Origin of the sequence: Serratia sp. JUb9, assembly GCF_014298095.1 — a bacterium.
Classification (GTDB): Bacteria; Pseudomonadota; Gammaproteobacteria; order Enterobacterales; family Enterobacteriaceae; genus Serratia_B; species Serratia_B rhizosphaerae.
This window is the reverse complement of record NZ_CP060416.1, coordinates 3,338,565-3,358,412: the sequence shown is the minus strand read 5'-3', so window position 1 is coordinate 3,358,412 and position 19,848 is coordinate 3,338,565. Positions and strand designations below refer to the sequence as shown.

Below are 19,848 nucleotides of genomic sequence, written 5' to 3'. Positions count from 1 at the left end.
ATTCCTAGCTGAGCGAATATCCATAGGGCCGTGACAGCCTAATAAACCGGCGAACGCCTGATGGCGGAGAAGGGATTATCCCCGTCGGTGAGGACCGTTCCGGAGACACCCGATGCTGCCCATCGCAACATGATGGGGCATCGTCCTGACGCCCTCATTTTTCAGGGGGCTTACAGCCAGCAGGCCAGCTTTTTCACCACCTCGTTTTGTTTTACCGTCAACAGCGCCAGATTGACGTGCGTGGCATTGGTCAGCATTTCACGCATATCGTCGATGGTGACGTCGCCTAAGCGCTTGCCCGCTCTATAGGCGACGCTGTTGACCACCCTGGTTTTGCTGTCCATTTGCCCGCCGTTAATCAATCAGCGTTTTAGTCAGAAAATAGCACTGGTGCTCCAGCGGATAGTTTTCCAATGTCATCTGCACCTGATAGCCCAGCTTCTGGTAAAACGGCCGCGCCTGAAAGCTGAAGGTATCCACGCGGGCATAGCGGCAGCCGCGCGCTATCGCCTGCCGTTCGGCCGCCAGCATCACCTGGCGCCCCAGGCCGCTGCCGCGCTGAGTTTCTGCCACCCACAGCCAGTCGATACTCAGCCAGTTGCCCCAGGTGACGGCGGTCAGGCCGGCTACCACCTGGCCGTCATCGTCTTTGGCGTAAACGCTGAGCGGCTTGCGCAGGCTGGTATCGATAAACGGCCGGTTGTACGCCATCAGCCCCTGGCGCACGGCGTCCAGCGTCTCGTCACTCATGGTTTCTGTTACGGTGATATTCATGCTTGCTCCTTGTGCTTTTCTTAACTTAAGCACAGATAAAGCCAAAGATAAACGGTCAGCCGGCGGCAGCGCGGGTAGGCTGGGCTACACTGAAAAGGCGCTGATAAATAAGGGGGATGCATGTTTCGAATGACCCGAACGACATTACTGACCGGCCTGCTGCTGAGCGGCGGCGTGCAGGCCGCGCCGGAAGTAACCCAACTGCAGGAGCGGCTGGAGTACCCGTGGTCGCTGGCGTTTTTGCCCGCCCAACAGGGGATGCTGATTACCGAGCGGCCCGGCCGTTTACGCCTGTGGCAACAGGACAACGGGCTGTCGGCGCCGATTGACGGCGTACCGCAGGTCTATGCGCAGGGACAGGGCGGCCTGCTGGATGTGTTGCTGGCGCCGGACTTTGCCAGCAGCCGGCGGGTGTATCTCAGCTTTGCCGAAGCCGGGGACGACGGTAAAGCCGGCACCGCGGTGGGCTACGGCCGGCTGAGCGACGATAAGCGCCGGCTTGAGGATTTCCGCGTCATCTTCCGCCAGCAGCCTAAGCTGTCGGTGGGCAACCATTTCGGCGGCAAGATGGTATTTGACCGTCAAGGGATGCTGTTTGTCGCGCTGGGGGAAAACAACCAGCGGCCGACGGCGCAGGATCTCGACAAGCTGCAGGGCAAGGTGGTGCGGCTGACCGCCGAGGGCAAGCCTGCACCGGGCAACCCGTTTGCCGGCCAGCAGGGTAAAAAGGCGGAGATTTGGGCGTACGGCATCCGCAACCCGCAGGGGCTGGCGATCAATCCGTGGAACGGCGCGCTGTGGGAACATGAACACGGCCCGCGCGGCGGCGATGAGATCAATATTCTGCAGCCGGGGAAAAATTACGGCTGGCCGATCGCCACCTATGGCATCAACTATTCCGGGCAGCCGATTCCGGAGGCCAAGGGGCAATATGCAGCGGGAACGCAGGCGCCGGCGCACTACTGGCAGGTGTCGCCGGGCATCAGCGGCATGGCGTTTTATGATAACCCGCGCTTTGGCGGTTGGCAGCATTCGCTGTTTATCGGCGCGCTGGCGCAGAAGGCGCTGATCCGACTGACGCTGGTGGACAATAAAATCGTGGCGGAAGAGCGGCTGCTGGAGGATCGCAGCGAGCGGATCCGTGAGGTGCGCAGCGGGCCGGACGGTTATCTGTATCTGTTAACCGATGAAAGCAACGGCAAACTGCTGCGCGTAGGGGAAGGCCCGTCAGGTTAACGGCGTCATAACGCCGCTGCGGTAGGCCGGGCGGGCGCAGAGCTGTTGGTACCAGCGCTCCATATTGGGGCGCTCTTGCCGTTCGATCGGCATTTCGAACCAGGCGTAAATAAAGCTGCCGAGCGGTATATCGCCGATGCCGAACGCCTCGCCGGAGAGATAGGGCTGCTGCCCCAGTTCCTGTTCGACGATATCAAAGCACTTTTCCAGCGCGCCGATCGCCGCCTCAATCTTCAGCATATCGCGCTGTTCCGGCAGGGTGCGCACCAATCCCCAAAATACCGTGCGGAACGGTTCGGTCACGCTGGCGGTGTTCCAGTCCATCCATTTCTCCGCCGCCGCGCGCTGTTGCAAATCCTGCGGGTAAAACGGCGCGTCGCCGTATTTCGCCGCCAGATAGCGCACGATGGTGTTGGACTCCCACAGCACAAAATCATCGTCCTGCAGCAGCGGCACCAGGCCGTTCGGGTTGAGCGCGCGGTACTGCTGTTCATTGACTTTGCCATAGGCGCCGCCGGCGTTGATATGCTGGTAGCTTAGCCCCAGCTCGGCGGCGCACCAGCGCACTTTGCGCACGTTGTTGGAGTTCTCTCGGCCCCAGATCGTCAGCATGCTATGCCTCCAGATAGACGGTGTGATTGCGTGCTTTATTCCTACGCCACAATCTGGCATTTGTCACCCGGAGTTTACGTCAGCGCGTCCAGCGGCAGATTTCCCAGCCGTTTTGCTGCGCCAGCGTCTGCAACTCGGCGTCGGGGTTAATCACCGCCGCATGGTCGGCATACTCCAGCATCGGCCGGTCGTTCAGCGAGTCGCTGTAGGCGTACAGCTGCCCGAAATGCCGCTGCGGATGCTGCGCCAGCCACGCCTCCAGGCGGATTACTTTACCCTGCTGATAGGTCATGGTGCCGTAGGTGCGGCCGGTAAAGCGGCCGTCTTCCACCTCAACGCCGATCGCCAGCGCGCCGTCGGCGCCCAGCAGTTCGGCGATGGGGGCCACCAAATGCTCGCCGGTGGCGGAGATTACCAGGATGTGGTCGCCGCGGCTGCGGTGCCACTGCAGACGCTCATGCGCCGCGGGGTAGACGCGCGGCAGAATATCACGGCGGATGTAGCGCGCTACCCAGCCGGCGACGGTCTGGACGCTGCGCCCGGCCAGCGGCGACAGCGTGGCCTGCATATACTGCTCCATCGACAGTTTGCCCTGATAATAGTGCTGCATCAGTTGCTGTTCCTGCGTGGCCAGCTCTTCCGGCGCAAACCCCTGGGAAACCAGCCAGCGGATCCACAGGCTGGCGCTGTCTTCATTAATCAGGGTTTCATCCAGGTCGAACAGGGCTAAGTCCATCGGTTTTTCTCCGGTCGGGTGGCAGTGCGCTTAAGGATAGCGGATTCGCCGCTGACGATAAAATTGCGCCGAGCTTAAGGAATATTGATGACGCTGATATGACGGCCGGCGTCCCCGGCCGGGCGGCCGGGGAGCGTGGGGAGGGTAAAGTAAAAAGTTTATTCCGCCAGCGCCTGCTGCAGATCGGCAATCAGATCTTCGGCGTCTTCAATGCCGACCGACAGGCGCAGCAGCTGCGGCGTGATACCGGTCTTCAGCCGCTGTTCCAGCGGAATGGAGGCGTGCGTCATGCTGGCGGGCTGGCCGATCAGGCTTTCCACGCCGCCCAGGCTTTCCGCCAGCGTAAACAGGGTCAGCCGCTGGATGACCCGTCGCGCGTAGTCATCATCGCCGCGTAGCCGCAGTGAAATCATGCCGCCAAACTGGCGCATCTGCTGGCCGGCCAGCGCGTGCTGCGGATGGCTGGTTAAGCCCGGATAGTAGACGTTTTCCACCTGTGGCTGCTGTTCCAGCCATTGGGCGATGTGCAGCGCGCTGGCGCTGTGGCGATCCATCCGCAGCGCCAGGGTGCGGATGCCGCGCAGGGTGAGGAAGCTGCTGAACGGGTCGAGGATACCGCCCACCGCGTTTTGCAAAAAACCGAGCTGCTCCGCCAGCTGCGGGTTATCGCTGACCACCGCCAGGCCGGTCACCACATCGGAGTGGCCGTTCAGATACTTGGTGGCGGAGTGCACCACCACGTCGAACCCCAGCTCCAGCGGGCGCTGCAGATACGGCGAGGCGAAGGTGTTGTCCGCCACGCTGATCAGACGGTGCCGCTTGGCGATCGCGGCGATGGCCGCCAGATCGGCCAGCTTCAGCAGCGGGTTGGTCGGGGTCTCCACCCAGATCATTTTGGTGTCGGCTTCGATCGCCTGCTCCAGCGCCGTCGTGTCACCCGGAGCGACATAGGTGACGCGCAGTCCGGCCGTGCGGCTGCGCACTTTTTCCAGCAGGCGGTAGGTGCCGCCGTACAGGTCGTCGACTGCCACCAGATGGCTGCCTTGATCCAGCAGTTCCAGCACCGTGGAGCAGGCGGCCAGCCCGGAGGCGAAGGCGTAGCCGCGGCTGCCGTTTTCCAGCTCGGCAATCGCATTTTCCAGCGCGCTGCGGGTCGGGTTGCCGCTGCGCGAATATTCATAGCCGGTATGTTCGCCCGGCGCCGGCTGGGCATAGGTGGAGGTGGCATAAATGGCCGGCATCACCGCGCCGGTGGCGTCCGGCGTATAGCCGGCATGTACGGTCTGGGTGGCAAACTTGGTCATAACAGAGTCCTTGATTAACGGAGTTTTTGGCGCCAGGCGTTCAGAACGTCGGTGCGGGTGATAAGGCCGAGGAAGCGCTCGCCGTCGAGAATGACCGCCACGTGGCCGTGATTGAAGGTCGCCAGCAGCGCCTGCGGGTCGGCGTCTTTTTGCAGCGTCTGCACTTGACGGGTCATGGCCTGTCTGGCCGGCAGGCGAAAGTTGCCGGCGTCGGCCTGCAGGGTATGCAGCAGATCCCACTCATCGATCAGGCCGACCAGCCGATCGTTGTCCAACACCGGCAGTTGAGAGATGTCGTACAGACGCATGCGGGCGTGCACCACCGCCAGCGTATCGTCCGGTGCGGCGGTTACCGCGGCGTTTTCATCGTGGCGGTAAGCGATCAGATCGCGCAGATCGCCAAACTGGGAAGTGGCCAGCAGCCCCTGCTCCTGCATCCAGCGGTCGTTGAACATTTTGGACAGGTATTTATTGCCGCTGTCGCAGACGAACGTCGCCACGCGCTGCGGCTCGGTCTGCGCCCGGCAGTAGCGCAGCGCGGCGGCCAGCAAGGTGCCGGTGGATGAGCCGGCCAGTATGCCTTCGCTCTGCAGCAGCTGGCGTGCGGTGGTGAAGGCTTCCCGATCGTCGATGCGGTAGGCGGCCGCCACCTGGCGAAAGTCGCTGAGCGGCGGTACAAAGTCTTCGCCGATACCTTCTACCAGCCAACTGCCTACCTCCGTCACATTTCCGCTGTCGAGATAGTCCGCCAGAATGGAACCGGCGGGATCCGCCAGCACAAAACGGGTGGTGGGGGAAACCTCGGAAAAGTAGCGGCTCAGCCCGCTCAGGGTGCCGCCGGAACCGACGCCGACCACGATGGCGTCAACGTCGTGATCCATCTGCCGCCACAGTTCCGGCGCGGTGGTTGCGGTGTGCGCCGCCGGGTTGGCCGGGTTGTTAAACTGGTCGATATATAAGGCGCCCGGCGTTTCGTCCGCCAGGCGCTGGGCGTAATCCTGGTAATAGGCCGGGTGCCCTTTGCCGACATCTGAACGGGTCAGCACCACGTTGGCCCCCAGCGCACGCAGGTGGAAAATTTTCTCGCGGCTCATTTTATCCGGCACCACCAGCGTCAGGCGGTAGCCCTTCAGCGCGGCGACCAGCGCCAGCCCCAATCCGGTATTGCCGGCGGTGGCTTCAATAATGGTGCCGCCGGGCTGCAGTTTCCCGTTGCGTTCGGCCTGTTCGATCATCGACAGCGCGACGCGATCTTTGATAGATCCACCGGGGTTTTGGTTCTCCAGTTTGATAAACAACCGGCAGGGGCCGGTATCAAAGTGCGTCAACTCCAGCATCGGCGTATTACCGATCGTCGCGAGCGCCGATTGTGCGATGGCCATGTTTTCCCTCCAGAATAATGTGCGTTACTCGCCGTTATTTGGATGATAGCTCTGCCTGTTTGTCCGGTTAAAAGAACAAATAACTGCTATATATGCCATTATAGAATATATTAATTCGATTTTTGGCCGTTCAGGCATAAAGATGTTTGGATGCTTGGCCGTGTAGCCGTCAGCGGGGTGAAAAAACAGCGTCCGGATAGCTTTTTCGACAATTTGCGCGCGAAAGCGTACAGTTATGTAAAAATGCTGAAATTTCATGCTAATCCCTGCAAAAATAAGACGAATCTAATAAACTCTTAGCACAGCCTTGGCCGGGCGATAACCCGTAGCAAGGGAACACGCGGCAGGGCGCGGGTGCCCGGGACCTCTCGCTGATTTGGCTGATGTAACGAGTTTGAACGGTAACGCGATTTCAATAAATTGAATGGACACTCTGGCGACGACATGATGAAAACACATTTAGCTTCTCCGATGAAAAAGCTGACCTTCGGCGTCGGCTTCCTGTTATTGGCAACGCCGGCCGTGCAGGCCGCCGCGCCGCCGGCGGCTCCGCAGGTTGACGCCAAGGCGTTTATTCTGATGGATTACAACAGCGGCGCCATTCTGGCGGAAGGCAACCCGGATACCCGGCTCGACCCGGCCAGCCTGACCAAAATCATGTCCAGCTATGTTATCGGCCAGGCGATTAAGGCCGGCAAAATCAAGCCGACCGACTCGGTCACCGTCGGTAAAGACGCCTGGGCGACCGGCAACCCGACGCTGCGCGGCTCTTCCCTGATGTTTATCAAACCGGGCGATCAGGTGCCGGTGATGGAACTGAACAAAGGTATCGTGATCCAGTCGGGCAACGATGCCAGCATTGCGCTGGCGGATTACGTGGCCGGCAGCCAGGATGCGTTTGTCGGGCTGATGAACAACTACGTCAAACACCTCGGGCTGAAAAATACCCACTTCCTGACGGTGCACGGACTGGATGCGGAAGGGCAATACAGCACCGCCCGCGATATGGCGCTGTTGAGCCAGGCGCTGATCCGCGATGTGCCGGATGAGTATGCGCTGCATAAAGAAAAAGAGTTCACCTTCAATAAAATCCGCCAGGTGAACCGCAACCGCCTGTTGTGGAGCTCTAATCTGAAAGTGGACGGGATTAAAACCGGTTATACCAGCGGTGCCGGCCATAATCTGGTGGCCTCGGCGGCCGAAGGGCCGATGCGGTTGATTTCTGTGGTGCTGGGCGCGCCGAGTGACCGCGTGCGTTTCGGCGAGAGCGAGAAGCTGCTGACCTGGGGCTTCCGTTTCTTTGAAACCGTAACGCCAATCAAGGCGGATAAACCGTTTATCACCCAGCGCGTCTGGTACGGCAAGCAGAGCGAAGTGCCGCTGGGCGTGGCGAAAGACGCGGCAATCACCATTCCTAAAGGGCAGATGAAAAACCTGAAGGCCAGCTATAAGCTGAATTCCGCCACGCTGGAAGCACCGCTGGCGAAGAATCAGGTTGTGGGCACCATTGATTTCCAACTGGACGGTAAGACCGTCGATCAGCGTCCGCTGGTGGTGATGGAGGAAGTGAAAGAGGGCAACTTCTTCAGCCGCATCTGGGATATGGTAATGATGAAAGTGACCCAGTGGTTCGGCAGCATTTTCGGCTGACCGCTAACGGGGAAATAAAAAAGGGCGCATGATGCGCCCTTTGCGATCAATTACAGGCCACCACCTTGATCGCCAGCCCGCCCTGTGAGGTTTCGCGGTACTTGGCGTTCATGTCCTTGCCGGTTTCATACATGGTTTCAATCACCTTATCCAGGCACACCCGCGGCTCGCTGGTGCGGCGCAGCGCCATCCGTGCGGCATTGACCGCCTTCACGGCGGAAATGGCGTTGCGTTCGATACAGGGTACCTGCACCTGACCGGCCAACGGATCGCAGGTCAGCCCCAGATGATGTTCCATGGCGATCTCCGCCGCAATACATACCTGCGCCGGGCTGCCGCCCATCAGCTCCGCCAGCCCGGCGGCGGCCATCGAGCAGGCGACGCCGACCTCGCCCTGGCAGCCGACTTCCGCGCCGGAAATCGAAGCGTTCATTTTGTAGAGCGCGCCGATCGCGCCGGCAACGAGGAAGAAGCGGCTATAGGAATTGGTATTAACCGGCCGGATAAATTTATCGTAATAGGCCAGCACCGCCGGGATAATCCCGCAGGCGCCGTTGGTGGGGGCGGTCACCACCCGCCCGCCGGCGGCGTTCTCTTCGTTGACCGCAAAGGCGAACATATTGAGCCAGTCCACCACGTTCATCGGGTCGGTGTTGTTCTTATCGCCGGTCACCAGTATGCGGCGCAGGGCGGCGGCGCGGCGTGGTATTTTCATCGGGCCGGGCAGCAAACCTTCAGTATTCATCCCGCGTTCGATACCGGTGCGCATCACCTGCCAGATGGCGGCAAAGTGGGTCTCAATCTCTTCCCTGTCGCGCAGCGCCAGCTCGTTTTGCATTACCAGTCCAGACAGCGACAGGCCGGTGTCTTTACAGTGCTGCTGCAGATCCTGCGCGGAGCGGAACGGATAGGGCAGCGGCAGCGCCTCGGCAGAGGCCTGGCCGAAATGCGCTTCATCGACAATAAAACCGCCGCCGATGGAATAGTAGGTTTTGTCATGCAGCAGCCGCTTGCCGTCGAAAGCGCGGATGCGCATGCCGTTTTCATGCAGCGGCAGGTTATCGCGGTGGAAGTTCATGCTGGTCGCCAGCGGGAAATCCACCTCGTGGCAGCCGTTCGCCAGCGCCAGCGCCAGGCGGCCGGTTTGTTCCACCTGGCGGATAAAACCGGGGATGGCGTCGATATCGACGTCATGCGGTAAATTGCCCGCCAGCCCCATGATAATCGCCAGATCGGTGTGGTGGCCCTTACCGGTCAGGGACAGCGAGCCGTAAACGTCCACCACCAGACGGGTGGCGTCCATCAGCTGCTGATGAGCGATAAGATCGTCGATAAACTGCTTGCCGGCTTTCATCGGGCCGACGGTGTGGGAACTGGATGGACCGATACCGATTTTGAAAATATCGAAAACGCTGACCATAGTCTCGCCTCCTTCTTCAGGTGTCAGGCGGTAAATACAGAATAAGGGGATGGTGCAAGCCGGCGCATGGCGCGCCGGCGGGAGTGTATTTAGCTAAACAGAGAGTACAGGATGGCCGACATGGCGATCAGGCCCATCAGCACCACGAAGGCGTTGCTGATATGGCCGGCGTATTTACGCATCGCCGGTACTTTACGGATGGCGTACATCGGCATCAGGAACAGCAGCATCGCGATAATCGGGCCGCCCAGGGTTTCGATCATGCCCAGAATGCTTGGGTTCAGCGTGGCGACAATCCAGGTAGTGACCAGCATAAAGATGGCGGTGATGCGGTTCAGTTTGCCGCTGCTGATGGTTTTGCCACGGGTTTTCAGCGATTTGCTGACGATGCCGTTGAAACCTTCACGTGCGCCGAGGTAGTGGCCCAGGAACGATTTGGTGATGGCGACAAAGGCGATAACCGGCGCGATGTATTCAATCATCGGGTTGTTAAAGTGGTTGGCCAGGTACGACAGAATAGAGATGTTCTGCGCCTTGGCTTCCGCCAGGTCGGCCGGCGACAGGCTGAGTACGCAACTGAACACGAAGAACATCACGGTCAGCACCATCATGATGTGTGCGTAGGCCAGAATGCGTGAGCATTTTTTCTCGGCGTCCGCGCCGTACTCTTCGCGTTTCGCCACGGCAAAGGCGGAAATAATCGGCGAGTGGTTAAAGGAGAACACCATCACCGGGATCGCCAGCCACAGCGTCATCATCAGGCCGTGGCCCATCCCGGTGCCGGCGCCTGACAGGGAGACGTTTTCGAAGATAGCGCCGGTCCAGTTAGGGATCAGATACAGCGCCAGCAGCATTAGCACGGCAACAAACGGGAACACCAGAATACTCATGGTTTTGACGATGGCCTGCTCACCAAAACGCACGATAGTCATCAGGCCGACGATCAGAATCAGCGACAAAATGGCGCGCGGCGGAGAGGCCATGCCCAACTGATGGGTAATGAAACTGTCGACAGTGTTGGTGATGGCGACGCTGTAAACCAGCAGGATAGGGTAGATGGCGAAGAAGTAGAGCAGGGTAATCAGCTTACCGGCGCTGATGCCGAAGTGTTCTTCCACCACCTCGGTGATATCTTCGCCCGGATTTTTGCCGGACAGGACAAAACGGCACAGGCCGCGGTGGGCAAAGAACGTCATCGGAAACGCGATGACGGCCATGATAATCAGCGGGATTAAGCCGCCGATCCCGGCGTTGATGGGCAGGAACAGCACGCCTGCGCCGATGGCGGTGCCGTACAGGCCCAACATCCACATGGTATCGCTTTTACGCCAGGTACTGCTGGAACCCGATGCTGCCGAGACAATCGTGCCGGTCTGTGTAGTGTCCATAAATATCTCCGAAGTGAACACGTTAATTTAAAAGCAAAGTCAAAAATTTACGTTAAAGCCGAAAGCCGTAAATCAGTCAACGGCTGCCGGTTAAATCAGGCGTTTCTTGCGGGGATAAAGGAACCTCCCCCTGGTTGTTTATTGTGCTAATTATCGTGGCGATGAACTAACACTAAAAATCATGCCGCCCAGGTTAGGCGGAAAATAGAGTATTAACTCGGAAGATTCTTGTCTCCCGTTTTTGATGGCAGAAAGATAGCGATTTCCAGCATAAACAACCGTGATCATGCTCTCAAATGCGATATATATGCGGTAAATACCCATTTTGTTAAAATTTTATTTATTAAATGTTCACCTTCGTGAAGCATTATGCTTTATTGTTTTTTTTTATTACTGCATGCTTTATCCGGCTTTTTACCGTCATGACCGGATAAAACGCTGCCTGTGCACAGAAGATGAGCAATATATTTTAAGCAGTGGTCGGGATCTAGCTAAAAACGAGGATTAAGCGGGTTTAGTGATGGCGATCACATCATGCTATTAGATGGTGTTTTATTAACGAATTGATTATTAACGTATAAATTGGATTTTTTTGTGTTGGTGCAAACGGGAGGAATGGTTTATTCCCGGCAGGGAATGCTTAAACATTCATCATATAAATTTGTGCTGTTGGCGCCACGGTTGGTAATAAATCACTTTTTTGGTGTTATACCGACCAATTATCAACGATCGAAATCAGGCGAAAAATTCACCGCCCGCTTATGCCGTCGTACACTATTTTGTCATTATTCCGCGCAGAGAAAATAATAACTGCCGTTACCGGTTGCAATTTATTAACGTATTGGCCAATCAGGATGGGATTATTGGTAATTTAATTGCGGATAATTTGTACTAGAGGACCGCTGAGCCGTGCTCAGCGGCCTGAACGGCTCAGTAGCGAAGGGGGATGGCGTGCTGATTGAAGAAATCGCTGAATTCGGCGTCGGGGCGCTGGTCGGTGATCACTTGGTCAAACAGGGTCAGCGGGCCGATGCAGGCCGGCTTCACCTTGCCGAATTTGCTGTGATCGGCCACCAGCACCTTACGTTGCGCCGTCGCCAGCGCCCGGTGCTTCATATCCAGCTCGTCAAAGTTAAAGCAGCTGGCACCCTGCTGCAGGCTGAGGCCGGCGGCAGAAATAAAGGCGATATTGGGGCAGATGCTGTCCATTTCGTTGCGCTGGCCGATACTGCTGAATATGTAGTTATTCGGCTTGAATTCGCCGCCGCACAGGATCACTTTACACTGCGGTTTATCCTGCAGGGCCAGGAAGGTGTTCAGCGAGTGGCAGACGCCGGTGAAGGGCAGGTCGTCGGCAATGGCGTCGATAATTGCCGGCGTGGTGGTGCCGCAATCAAAGAACACCGTATCATTTTCAGCGATCAGCGGGGCGGCCAGCAGGCCGATGCGCCGTTTCTCACTCACCTGCTTGGCTTTTTGGTCAGAAACAAAGTAATGGGTCACGCCGTTGTTGCGCGGATCGGTCACCACGTAGCCGCCCAGCAACACCACCGCCGCAGGTTCGGCGCTGAGATCGCGACGGATGGTCATTTCCGATACCCCCAGCAGCGCTGCGGCTTCTTTTAAGTGGATCTTGTCAGAACGCTTTAACACCTGGACTAATCGATTGATGCGTTCTTCGCGCCGCGTTTCCATTCGTTGCTCCCGTCGGTTTAGAGATAAAGAGATATCCGTGGCGGCCCAGGGCCAGATACAACAATGCGGAGCAGTGCGTACTACGCATTACCCCGCATCAGTCAACAAATGCGCCCGGTTACTGCAAGTGCGCCGGGGGCGTTGCTATCAATAGCTGCCGGCGGCGGCCTGCTCGCCGGATACGATGGCTACGCCGGAACTGGTGCCGATACGCGTGGCGCCGGCTTCGATCATCGTTTTGGCGGTCGCGCGGTCGCGTACTGCGCCGGAGGCTTTCACGCCCATTTCGCTGCCCACGGTAGCGCGCATCAGTTTAACGTGCTCTTCACGAGCGCCGCCGGTGCTGAAGCCGGTTGAGGTTTTGACAAAGGCGACGTCAAGTTCACGACACATTTCACACACTTGCACGATTTGCGCGTCGCTGAGCAGGCAAGTTTCCAATATTACCTTCAATGGGATAGCCGCGCAAACCTCACGCACGGCGGCGATATCGGCTTTGACATCCTCCAGCATGCCGCTTTTCAGCCAGCCGACGTTGATGACCATATCGATTTCCTGCGCGCCGGCGGCAATCGCCGCTTTCGCTTCAAAGGCTTTGGTGACGGTCAGGCCCGCGCCCAGCGGGAAACCGATCACCGAGCAGACTTTCACCGTGCTTTCCTGCAGTAACTGTGCAACCAGCGGGACGTAACCGGAGTTCACGCATACCGCGTAGAAATTGTGCTGCTGCGCTTCTTCACACAGTTTGCTGATTTGCTGCTCGGTGGCGTCCATCGCCAGCAGGGTATGGTCGATGTAGCTGGCGTAATCAATGTTTTCGCTAGTCATTGCGCTTCCTCTGAATGGTTAGTGCTGAATGTTAGAATAATAACATCCACTGCCCGTAATTATAGCCATGATTCGAGTTTTTACCACATTTTTAGCGGGATTTTGTTATTTAAATAACATGGCGGTGCTGAAGGGAAGAAACCGGCAGGGGGATATAACGGCGGGGCCAACGGCCCCGCGCGGGATTACTCTTTGATCCACCCTTTACGGATAGGGAAGGCGAACAGGAAACGGTACAGGCGTTCCAGCCGGGCGGCGATCGCGCTGCCGAACAGGTTCCACACCAGCTGCGCCACCAGGCAGCCCACCATGCCAAGCAGGAAACCACCTACCATATCCAGCGGCCAGTGTACGCCAAGGAAAACCCGCGACCAGGCGATGGCGACGGCGATAACCATCAGCACAATGCCGGACCACAGCCGGTGCCAGCATAAAAATGCCATGGCAAAGGTGAATATGGCGGTACCGTGATCGCTGGGGAAGGAGCTGTCCGGCGCATGATGCAGGAAAGTGTAGCCGATGCCGGCGACGAAGGGGCGTTCGTGCGGCAGCAGCATACCGATGGCGGCGGAGGTAAGAATGGCGAACGCCAGGGCAATGGTGGTTTTAGCCACCACTTCGCGCTGTGAAACCAGCGCGTCTTTCGGCCCCCAGAACCACAGGCCGACGATCAACAGCGGAACGATGGCGATCACATCGCGCGCCAGGAAGATCGCGACATCGAGCGACCATTTGGGTGAGGCCGGGGTCGCGTTAATCCAGGCGAAAAGAAGATAGTTCAACTGCTCCATGATATTTACCTCGTCTTGCGGCGAACAATGCCGCTAACCCACCAATAAACAGCCAATTGGCTGAACCAAACCCACCAACCTGCCCACAGGTTATGGGAAAAAAAGTGTGCGCCGCGCATCACCTGACCAAAGCCCATCAGCAGCCCCAGGGCGATGCCGGCGCCCCAGCAGGCATAAGCCACTTTCGGCCGCCGGGGATAAAACAGAAAAAACAGCGCCATCACTGCAAAGCCGCTGGAAGCGTGCCCGCCGGGAAAGCAGCGGCCGGGACCGGGATTGGCCGGCAAGGCACCAAACAGCGGATATGACATCGCCTGCCCGCCGTATTGCACCAGATCCCACGGACAAGAGTGCGCGCTGGTGGACTTCAGGATGCCGACCACCAGTGGCCCGACGCCGACCAGCGCCATGCACAGGATCAGCCGGGCATGGCGCCGGTAAATACCCCACAGCAGCGCCAGCACCGAGGCGGCGATCACGCCGCTCTTCAGGAGGCGGTGGTTGATCGCGTCCAGCCAGGCGTTATGCTGCCAGGGGAAATGCCCGCTGGCGCTGTCGAACCAGCTATTGCTGATGGCCCAATCCAGGCTTTCATCACGCGACAGCCATAAAAATAGCAACCCACTGACAATTAAGCTAAAAACTTGCCAACGGTAAAAGGATGGCGCCAAGGAGTAAATAGAGCCATTCTTAAAGTGTTTGGCCGTTGAGGGTTGATTTAATAAAGATTGGGATGGTTTTTCGGGCGCCATGCGTCAGCCTGTCGTTAGTCATCGGTCAGATTACGGTAAATCCCCCGGCTTAAGAAAACCTTAGTGTGGCAATATATTGAGTATGCGAATGGTTTTTATTCTGCCATTTCTCATCCTTTCAGTGGTTATTCCTTTTGATTTATCAATGTAAAGAAGATTAAACCATTGGAAAGTGTTGCTATAGTGTATTAGTTTATGTCTGGTTTTCAGTATGAATCATAGGGAAAGAACATGAAAAAGATCTCCTTGTTAGTAGCCGGCATGATGATGGCTGCTTCTGCCGGTGCGGCGACTAACGCGACTGAAAAGGCCGACATCAGCCAGCAGCCGCTGGAAAAGATTGCCCCTTACCCGCAGGCGGAAAAAGGCATGACGCGTCAGGTGATTTACCTGCCGAAACAGGAGCATGAAGAAAACTATAAGGTTGAGTTGCTGATCGGTAAAACGCTGCAGGTTGACTGCAACCATCATGGGCTGGGCGGCAAGCTGGAAAGCAAAACCCTGTCCGGCTGGGGCTACGACTATCTGGTGCTGGATAAACTCTCCGGCCCGATGAGCACCATGATGGCCTGCCCGGACAACACCAAGCGCGAAGCCTTCGTGACGGCAAATCTGGGCGATGCCGCCATGCAGCGTTACAACAGCCGTCTGCCGATCGTGGTCTATGTGCCGCAGGATGCGGAAGTGAAGTATCGTGTCTGGAAGGCTGAGGATGCGGTCAGCGACGCGGTGAAGAAGTAACTGCCTTGCCGGCGCGTATTTATCGCTCCAGCTAAATGTGAGGCGGGCCTTGTTCCCGTCTCCGTTTCCTACCGATGCATATCAGGCTAACGCGCCGATTCTTTTCAGCAGTTCCGGCTGCTGCAGCTGTAGCGCCATCCACGGGGAAAACACCTGAGGAACGGCGTTAATGGCGCCTATCACCTGTTCGATACCGACCCAGGCATACTCCATCACTTCAAGCGGATTAGGCTGCGGCTGCGCATCGCTGCGCGCGACGTAGATTGGGCAAAATTCATTTTCCATCACGCCGGAGGCATCGGTGACGCAGTACTGGAAGTGGGAAACCACCAGTTCCGGCAGGCTGATGGTCAGGCCCAGCTCGAAGGCGGCGCGCCGCGCTATTGCATCGCTTTGGCTTTCACCGGGCTGCGGATGGCCGCAAAACGAGTTGCTCCAGACGCCGGGCCAGGCGGTTTTGTTAAGCGCCCGCCGGGTAATCAGCAGTTCCCCTTTGCGGTTAAGCACATAGCAGGAAAAGGCCAGATGCAGAGGCGTCTGATTGGTATGCACCACGGCTTTATCCATTGTCCCACTCTGATGGAAATGCTCATCCAGCAAAATAACCTGCTCATGATGTTCAGGCATGGTGTTCTCCATGGTGTGCTCGGTTAACGGCTGATATACACGGCAATAATGGAAATACACACCAGGGTGTACCAGTATTCCCACAGTCGGTAGGTGAAATGGTCATAGCGGCTGTCGGCATCTCTTTTGCAAAGACGCGCTGAGATGAACAATAAAATAAGCGCGGATCCTATCTCAAACAGGGACAGGGCGCTAGCGTTGCCGCTCTGTTCACCGGGCATAAACAGCGTGTAGTGGGCAATAACGATGGAAAGCAGATAGGCGACGGCAATGATTATTTTTCCCTTGCGCATGCCGTACACCAGCGGAAAGGTTTTTCTGCCGATGCGCGCGTCGCCTTTAATGTCCCTGAAATCCTGCGTGGTGATCATATAGCTGGTCATCAGCAACAGCGGCAGCAGCCAGTCGGCAATCTCCCTGAACGGCACGCCGGCGTTGTGAGCGGCGACCGGCAGCTGCGTCAGTATGCCCAGCGAAACAAAGACGTTCTTCAACAGCCAGTTATTGCTCCACGGCGTATAGCTGTATACCAGTGAGCACAGTATCCAGAACAGCACCCAGCCAATCACGCCGAGGTAAAGACCATAGGCGAAAAACAGCAGGGCGAGAACGGCGGCGCGGATTTTGGCCGACTTCAGCGTAATGACCTGAGCCGCCAGCGGACGGTCCGGCTTATTGATTTTGTCTTCTTCAATACCAAATATCTGGCTGTTGATATCGGCGATATAGATATGAAAATAAGCATAAATAAAGGTAGCCAGAATACTGGATATTATTGCCTGCGTTCCCATCCCCCGGGCGAGGCAGAGCGACAGCGTAAATAACGTTGGCGCGATAATGCCGATCCAGACGTTGTTCCTGACAAAACGCCAGGATAACCACAGCTCAAACACCGCGTCCCGGCGTTTTTGGATGCTGACATTTTCAATCATGCTGCATCTTTGGCAAAGCGGCAGACGTGCGGTGCATAGCGGGAGTCCCTCATGGCGGAAATGCGGATGACAAAACATTTAGTTTAGAAATATTTATGTGTCAAGCTATCCCGGGACGGGATAATGAATCTGCTTATTATTTGGCTTGTAGCGGTAAGAAGACCGAAAAAACTACGGGAAGGAAAGGGAAAAGCAGCCATGCAAGGCTGCTTGAGCGGATTATTGACAATCGTCGGTAATTTTTACCAGGGCTGCGTTGTAGACCGCGGCGTTGTCAGCGGCAAATACGGCGATGCCCTTCACCAGCTTGCCGTCCTTCAAGGTGCCGGTGGTTAATGCCTCATCAACCGTATCGAGCTTGAAGGCCTTGTTATCCGGCGAGTAGGCCTTCAGGCAAAGTGTTGATAAATCGATATCGTCCCCGGACAATTTTGCCAGGGCGACGTCAAAGGTTTTGGTGTAGGCGTCTTTGCCGCCAATGGATATGGAGCCGGTCGACTTCTCTGTCGCATATACCGCAATATTCCCAGGGGTAGCCGCGTTTGCCGCGAAACAGAAGCCGGCCAGGGCGAGAGATGCAACCATCGTAGAAATTTTCATAGCTAGTCCTTTATGTTGATTTATCACACTACGTATGCAGGATACGTTTCTTAATAATATCCGGTCTGGGTTAAACCGTGGGTAAAGGGGGAATGTTTGTACATTACACACTGGCATAACCCTCTGCGGGGCAGGGCTGGTAGTAAGCCCGTTGCATGGAGAGCGGAGCATCCTATGGTATGATCCTGCGGCGTAATGATTATGCCGATGGAATGGCGGCTATCGCACTGTTGGAACTATCCGGCACGGGCCGATCGCGCATTGACGCGCATCTTAATAAAACATAAAAAAATGGTATGTGGCATGAGCAAAACACATAAATATCAAATCAGCCTATACGGCATGCTGCTTGGCGCGCTGGCCTTGCTTATTAGCCTGTTTCATTTCAATTATCCGTTAGCGACCAAGCCGCCGCTGGAAGTCAGCGTGGCGGAGAAAGTTTCATCTATCAAAAACGGCATTTTAGCCGGCCTGAAAGGTCAGGAACCGCCGGTGACAGAGAAACGAACTATCGATATAGATAACATACTGAATAGCGCGACCATCGGTCTGGCGATCGTTGCGTTGGTGCTTGCTTTTATCGGAGGGATTCGCAAAGAGAACGGCTGGGGAGTTGGCGGAGCGCTGTTTTTTGGCGGGGGGACGCTGGCCTTCCATGCGATATTGTTCGGCGCCGGGCTGATCTTCAGTATCATCATACTGGTTGCCGTATTATGTTTTTTGTTCGCTTTTTTCCCCGGTTAGCCGGCCGTCACTTTTACGATCTTCTGCTGCCTGGGCGAGAGAGCGAAAGCGTCATCGCACGTGCGGACGCCAGCCTGTTGCATCGCTCCACCCCTGAACTGGAGCGATATTTTCCGACCTTCCAGTGAGCTTAGCAGGCAAAATACTTTCCCGGTGGCGACGCTGTTTCCGCTATTCCTGATTGCTTTTGCTTTTAACTTGCTGCCCTTTCTACATGCTGTGCTGGGATTATCTGTGACACAGCATGCGCTGAGCTTCTTTGTACCGTCGTTGGTGATGATTATCGCGCTGATAACTGCCAGCGTATTTCTAGCCCGGCGTCTCACCGCTCTGGCACTCCGAATGCGTTCAAAGAGTCGTTAAGGTTACCGTATATGTGATCGACATTGTTTGGTTGGTGGCAATGGATTGAAACTGCTATCAGGGTTAGCTATGTTACGGAAATGGTGTTTTTTTAACGCAAAGGAGTTGCGTATACCGTGAAAAAATTACCCGGCAATCTGTATCACCTGTTTTATGATGAGCTACCGCCAGAACGCTATGACAGGATCATCAGCCCCTATAATGCATGGCGCGAGATATGCCAAAATTATGTGTTAGATACTGGCTGCTCCTTCGGGTTTAATATGTTCGGTGATGATATACAGCTACGTTCGCGATGGGATAATCGTGTGGTGAATCATACTGGTCGCTACGCACGCAAGTTAAAGGGCGATATAGAATGCGGCAATGTTGTTTACGTTGATGATGACGAAATGTGGAGCAGCACCCGTTTTGCTTTTTATATCAATAGAGCTGGCCGTTTGGTGAGCAGTGGTGAATTTAACTTTTTTGCGTTGAACGGTAGCAACCGCATCATTGACTACTACGAGCAGGCGATAAGGCGCAGGGGGGAACGTTCGCGACCTTTGCCAACGTCAAAGCCTGCGGAATATTACACACCACCCCAGCACGCTCAAGCAGCAAAAAAGCAGCTTAGCATGCTGAACAGTAAAGCCGTTGGGCGGTTGCTGGCCGCGGGAGGTATTTATAACCAGAACCCTGAGATGTTTGCGGATACAGCCAAGAAATTAGGTAGCGGAGCTGCTGAGGGTTTTGGCCAAGTACTGAATGAGCAAACCGCCGGATCGCTGGTAGCTCTTTCCTCTGTGCTGATGGCGGGACGGGCATCGATCGCCGGGCGTCTATCCACGGCTGAACTGGAAGAGCTGAACAAATATTTGGGTAAAGTGAGAGGTGAGAAATATCTTCTCGACAATATTGAAGTTGTCAAAATATCTTATGCCCGCCGCGATAGAGCTGAACTTTCAGCGTTACGAAACCAGTTTCGTAGTGTAAAATCGCAATATTTGCAATCGATAATCAACGATCCCAAGGTGAAAAAACGCTTTAATGCTGAAGAGCTGGCGAATCTAGCCAGCGGCAAGCGCCCTAATAAGCTGTGGGATGTGCATCATAAATTACCTCTAGATGATAGTGGCACTAATGAATTTAACAATTTAGTACTAATAAATAGAGACGCGGAACATCTTATTTTCACTAACATGCAAAATAAAATCACCAAGAGTATGAGTGTTGGTGAAACAAAAGAAGTCTTATGGCCTATGCCAAAAGGTAATATCTACCCATAAGGATT

General features: G+C 56.2%; 19 protein-coding genes and 1 pseudogene. 5 read left to right on the top strand and 15 right to left on the bottom strand.

All coding sequences use genetic code 11. The features are described from left to right. Positions 1-176: 176 nt before the first annotated feature. Together HF675_RS15840 and HF675_RS15835 are read right to left on the bottom strand one after the other, a co-directional pair. A pseudogene (locus HF675_RS15840) lies at positions 177-275 on the bottom strand (magnesium transporter); the annotation flags it as partial. 79 nt (positions 276-354) lie between these two features. Next, entirely contained in the window at positions 355-774 is a 420-nt protein-coding gene (locus HF675_RS15835) for a GNAT family N-acetyltransferase (protein WP_105230458.1), read from the bottom strand. Positions 775-903: 129 nt separating this feature from the next. On the opposite strand from HF675_RS15835, the gene HF675_RS15830 reads away from it, so the two are divergent. Beyond that, a complete protein-coding gene (locus tag HF675_RS15830) occupies positions 904-2,010 on the top strand; it encodes a PQQ-dependent sugar dehydrogenase (RefSeq protein WP_187044754.1) in 1,107 nt (368 codons plus the stop codon). On the opposite strand, the gene HF675_RS15825 is transcribed toward HF675_RS15830, so the two are convergent. The 4 genes from HF675_RS15825 to HF675_RS15810 all read right to left on the bottom strand — a co-directional run bounded on the left by HF675_RS15825 (position 2,002) and on the right by HF675_RS15810 (position 6,044). Next, positions 2,002-2,622, bottom strand: a complete 621-nt coding sequence (locus HF675_RS15825; protein ID WP_105230460.1) for a glutathione S-transferase family protein — start codon at positions 2,620-2,622, stop codon at positions 2,002-2,004. The genes HF675_RS15830 and HF675_RS15825 overlap by 9 nt on opposite strands. 79 nt (positions 2,623-2,701) lie before the next feature. Beyond that, positions 2,702-3,358: an HAD family phosphatase gene (locus HF675_RS15820; RefSeq protein WP_187043379.1), complete on the bottom strand. Its 657-nt coding sequence runs from the start codon at positions 3,356-3,358 to the stop codon at positions 2,702-2,704. Between the two features lie 158 nt (positions 3,359-3,516). Beyond that, the gene (locus HF675_RS15815; protein ID WP_187043378.1) at positions 3,517-4,662 is read right to left on the bottom strand and encodes a PLP-dependent aspartate aminotransferase family protein; all 1,146 of its coding nucleotides are present in this window, start codon (positions 4,660-4,662) and stop codon (positions 3,517-3,519) included. A 14-nt stretch (positions 4,663-4,676) separates the two neighbouring features. Further along, entirely contained in the window at positions 4,677-6,044 is a 1,368-nt protein-coding gene (locus HF675_RS15810; RefSeq protein WP_187043377.1) for a cystathionine beta-synthase, read from the bottom strand. A gap of 444 nt (positions 6,045-6,488) precedes the next feature. Here HF675_RS15810 and HF675_RS15805 point away from each other — a divergent pair, with 444 nt between their 5' ends. Next, entirely contained in the window at positions 6,489-7,694 is a 1,206-nt protein-coding gene (locus HF675_RS15805; protein WP_105230464.1) for a serine hydrolase, read from the top strand. Positions 7,695-7,740: 46 nt separating this feature from the next. Here HF675_RS15805 and HF675_RS15800 read toward each other — a convergent pair whose 3' ends face one another. The 6 genes from HF675_RS15800 to HF675_RS15775 form a co-directional block, all read right to left on the bottom strand. Beyond that, positions 7,741-9,114 (bottom strand): L-serine ammonia-lyase, encoded by a 1,374-nt coding sequence (locus HF675_RS15800; protein WP_187043376.1) that lies wholly within the window; start codon positions 9,112-9,114, stop codon positions 7,741-7,743. 89 nt (positions 9,115-9,203) lie between these two features. After that, a complete protein-coding gene (locus HF675_RS15795; RefSeq protein ID WP_111737428.1) occupies positions 9,204-10,502 on the bottom strand; it encodes an HAAAP family serine/threonine permease in 1,299 nt (432 codons plus the stop codon). Positions 10,503-11,432: 930 nt separating this feature from the next. Beyond that, positions 11,433-12,197, bottom strand: coding sequence for a DNA-binding transcriptional repressor DeoR (gene deoR, locus HF675_RS15790; RefSeq protein ID WP_105230467.1), 765 nt, complete (start codon positions 12,195-12,197; stop codon positions 11,433-11,435). A gap of 147 nt (positions 12,198-12,344) precedes the next feature. Then, positions 12,345-13,025: a deoxyribose-phosphate aldolase gene (deoC, locus tag HF675_RS15785; protein WP_105230468.1), complete on the bottom strand. Its 681-nt coding sequence runs from the start codon at positions 13,023-13,025 to the stop codon at positions 12,345-12,347. 185 nt (positions 13,026-13,210) lie between these two features. Next, complete coding sequence (gene ybjG, locus HF675_RS15780) at positions 13,211-13,816, bottom strand: undecaprenyl-diphosphate phosphatase (protein ID WP_105230469.1); 606 nt, start codon at positions 13,814-13,816, stop codon at positions 13,211-13,213. Positions 13,817-13,821: 5 nt separating this feature from the next. After that, on the bottom strand, positions 13,822-14,568 hold the full coding sequence (locus HF675_RS15775) for a phosphatase PAP2 family protein (RefSeq protein ID WP_187043375.1): 747 nt from the start codon (positions 14,566-14,568) through the stop codon (positions 13,822-13,824). Between the two features lie 231 nt (positions 14,569-14,799). Here HF675_RS15775 and eco point away from each other — a divergent pair, with 231 nt between their 5' ends. Continuing rightward, positions 14,800-15,309, top strand: a complete 510-nt coding sequence (gene eco, locus HF675_RS15770; RefSeq protein ID WP_105230471.1) for a serine protease inhibitor ecotin — start codon at positions 14,800-14,802, stop codon at positions 15,307-15,309. A gap of 81 nt (positions 15,310-15,390) precedes the next feature. On the opposite strand, the gene idi is transcribed toward eco, so the two are convergent. The 3 genes from idi to HF675_RS15755 form a co-directional block, all read right to left on the bottom strand. Continuing rightward, positions 15,391-15,936, bottom strand: a complete 546-nt coding sequence (idi, locus tag HF675_RS15765; RefSeq protein ID WP_105230472.1) for an isopentenyl-diphosphate Delta-isomerase — start codon at positions 15,934-15,936, stop codon at positions 15,391-15,393. A 23-nt stretch (positions 15,937-15,959) separates the two neighbouring features. Further along, positions 15,960-16,868 (bottom strand): UbiA family prenyltransferase, encoded by a 909-nt coding sequence (locus HF675_RS15760; RefSeq protein WP_111737425.1) that lies wholly within the window; start codon positions 16,866-16,868, stop codon positions 15,960-15,962. Positions 16,869-17,087: 219 nt separating this feature from the next. Further along, positions 17,088-17,468, bottom strand: coding sequence for a DUF4354 family protein (locus HF675_RS15755; protein ID WP_105230475.1), 381 nt, complete (start codon positions 17,466-17,468; stop codon positions 17,088-17,090). Between the two features lie 303 nt (positions 17,469-17,771). Between HF675_RS15755 and HF675_RS15750 the strand changes: the two genes are divergently transcribed. Together HF675_RS15750 and HF675_RS23855 are read left to right on the top strand one after the other, a co-directional pair. Beyond that, positions 17,772-18,212 carry a hypothetical protein gene (locus HF675_RS15750; protein WP_187043374.1) on the top strand — a complete coding sequence of 147 codons (441 nt, stop codon included), beginning with the start codon at positions 17,772-17,774 and terminating at the stop codon, positions 18,210-18,212. Between the two features lie 479 nt (positions 18,213-18,691). Then, positions 18,692-19,843, top strand: a complete 1,152-nt coding sequence (locus HF675_RS23855; RefSeq protein WP_255427291.1) for an HNH endonuclease signature motif containing protein — start codon at positions 18,692-18,694, stop codon at positions 19,841-19,843. The last annotated feature ends 5 nt before the right edge of the window (positions 19,844-19,848 follow it).

Excerpts from the sequence above, each read along its gene's own strand:
- HF675_RS15795 (WP_111737428.1), bottom strand. The coding sequence starts at position 10,502 with ATGGACACTACACAGACCGGCACGATTGTCTCGGCAGCATCGGGTTCC.
- deoC (WP_105230468.1), bottom strand. The coding sequence starts at position 13,025 with ATGACTAGCGAAAACATTGATTACGCCAGCTACATCGACCATACCCTG.
- eco (WP_105230471.1), top strand. The coding sequence starts at position 14,800 with ATGAAAAAGATCTCCTTGTTAGTAGCCGGCATGATGATGGCTGCTTCT.
- HF675_RS15760 (WP_111737425.1), bottom strand. The coding sequence starts at position 16,868 with ATGATTGAAAATGTCAGCATCCAAAAACGCCGGGACGCGGTGTTTGAG.
- HF675_RS15825 (WP_105230460.1), bottom strand. The coding sequence starts at position 2,622 with ATGCTGACGATCTGGGGCCGAGAGAACTCCAACAACGTGCGCAAAGTG.
- idi (WP_105230472.1), bottom strand. The coding sequence starts at position 15,936 with ATGCCTGAACATCATGAGCAGGTTATTTTGCTGGATGAGCATTTCCAT.
- HF675_RS15755 (WP_105230475.1), bottom strand. The coding sequence starts at position 17,468 with ATGAAAATTTCTACGATGGTTGCATCTCTCGCCCTGGCCGGCTTCTGT.
- HF675_RS15775 (WP_187043375.1), bottom strand. The coding sequence starts at position 14,568 with ATGGCGCCCGAAAAACCATCCCAATCTTTATTAAATCAACCCTCAACG.
- ybjG (WP_105230469.1), bottom strand. The coding sequence starts at position 13,816 with ATGGAGCAGTTGAACTATCTTCTTTTCGCCTGGATTAACGCGACCCCG.
- deoR (WP_105230467.1), bottom strand. The coding sequence starts at position 12,197 with ATGGAAACGCGGCGCGAAGAACGCATCAATCGATTAGTCCAGGTGTTA.
- HF675_RS15805 (WP_105230464.1), top strand. The coding sequence starts at position 6,489 with ATGATGAAAACACATTTAGCTTCTCCGATGAAAAAGCTGACCTTCGGC.
- HF675_RS15815 (WP_187043378.1), bottom strand. The coding sequence starts at position 4,662 with ATGACCAAGTTTGCCACCCAGACCGTACATGCCGGCTATACGCCGGAC.
- HF675_RS15820 (WP_187043379.1), bottom strand. The coding sequence starts at position 3,358 with ATGGACTTAGCCCTGTTCGACCTGGATGAAACCCTGATTAATGAAGAC.
- HF675_RS15750 (WP_187043374.1), top strand. The coding sequence starts at position 17,772 with ATGAGCAAAACACATAAATATCAAATCAGCCTATACGGCATGCTGCTT.
- HF675_RS15835 (WP_105230458.1), bottom strand. The coding sequence starts at position 774 with ATGAATATCACCGTAACAGAAACCATGAGTGACGAGACGCTGGACGCC.
- HF675_RS15830 (WP_187044754.1), top strand. The coding sequence starts at position 904 with ATGACCCGAACGACATTACTGACCGGCCTGCTGCTGAGCGGCGGCGTG.
- HF675_RS15810 (WP_187043377.1), bottom strand. The coding sequence starts at position 6,044 with ATGGCCATCGCACAATCGGCGCTCGCGACGATCGGTAATACGCCGATG.
- HF675_RS15800 (WP_187043376.1), bottom strand. The coding sequence starts at position 9,114 with ATGGTCAGCGTTTTCGATATTTTCAAAATCGGTATCGGTCCATCCAGT.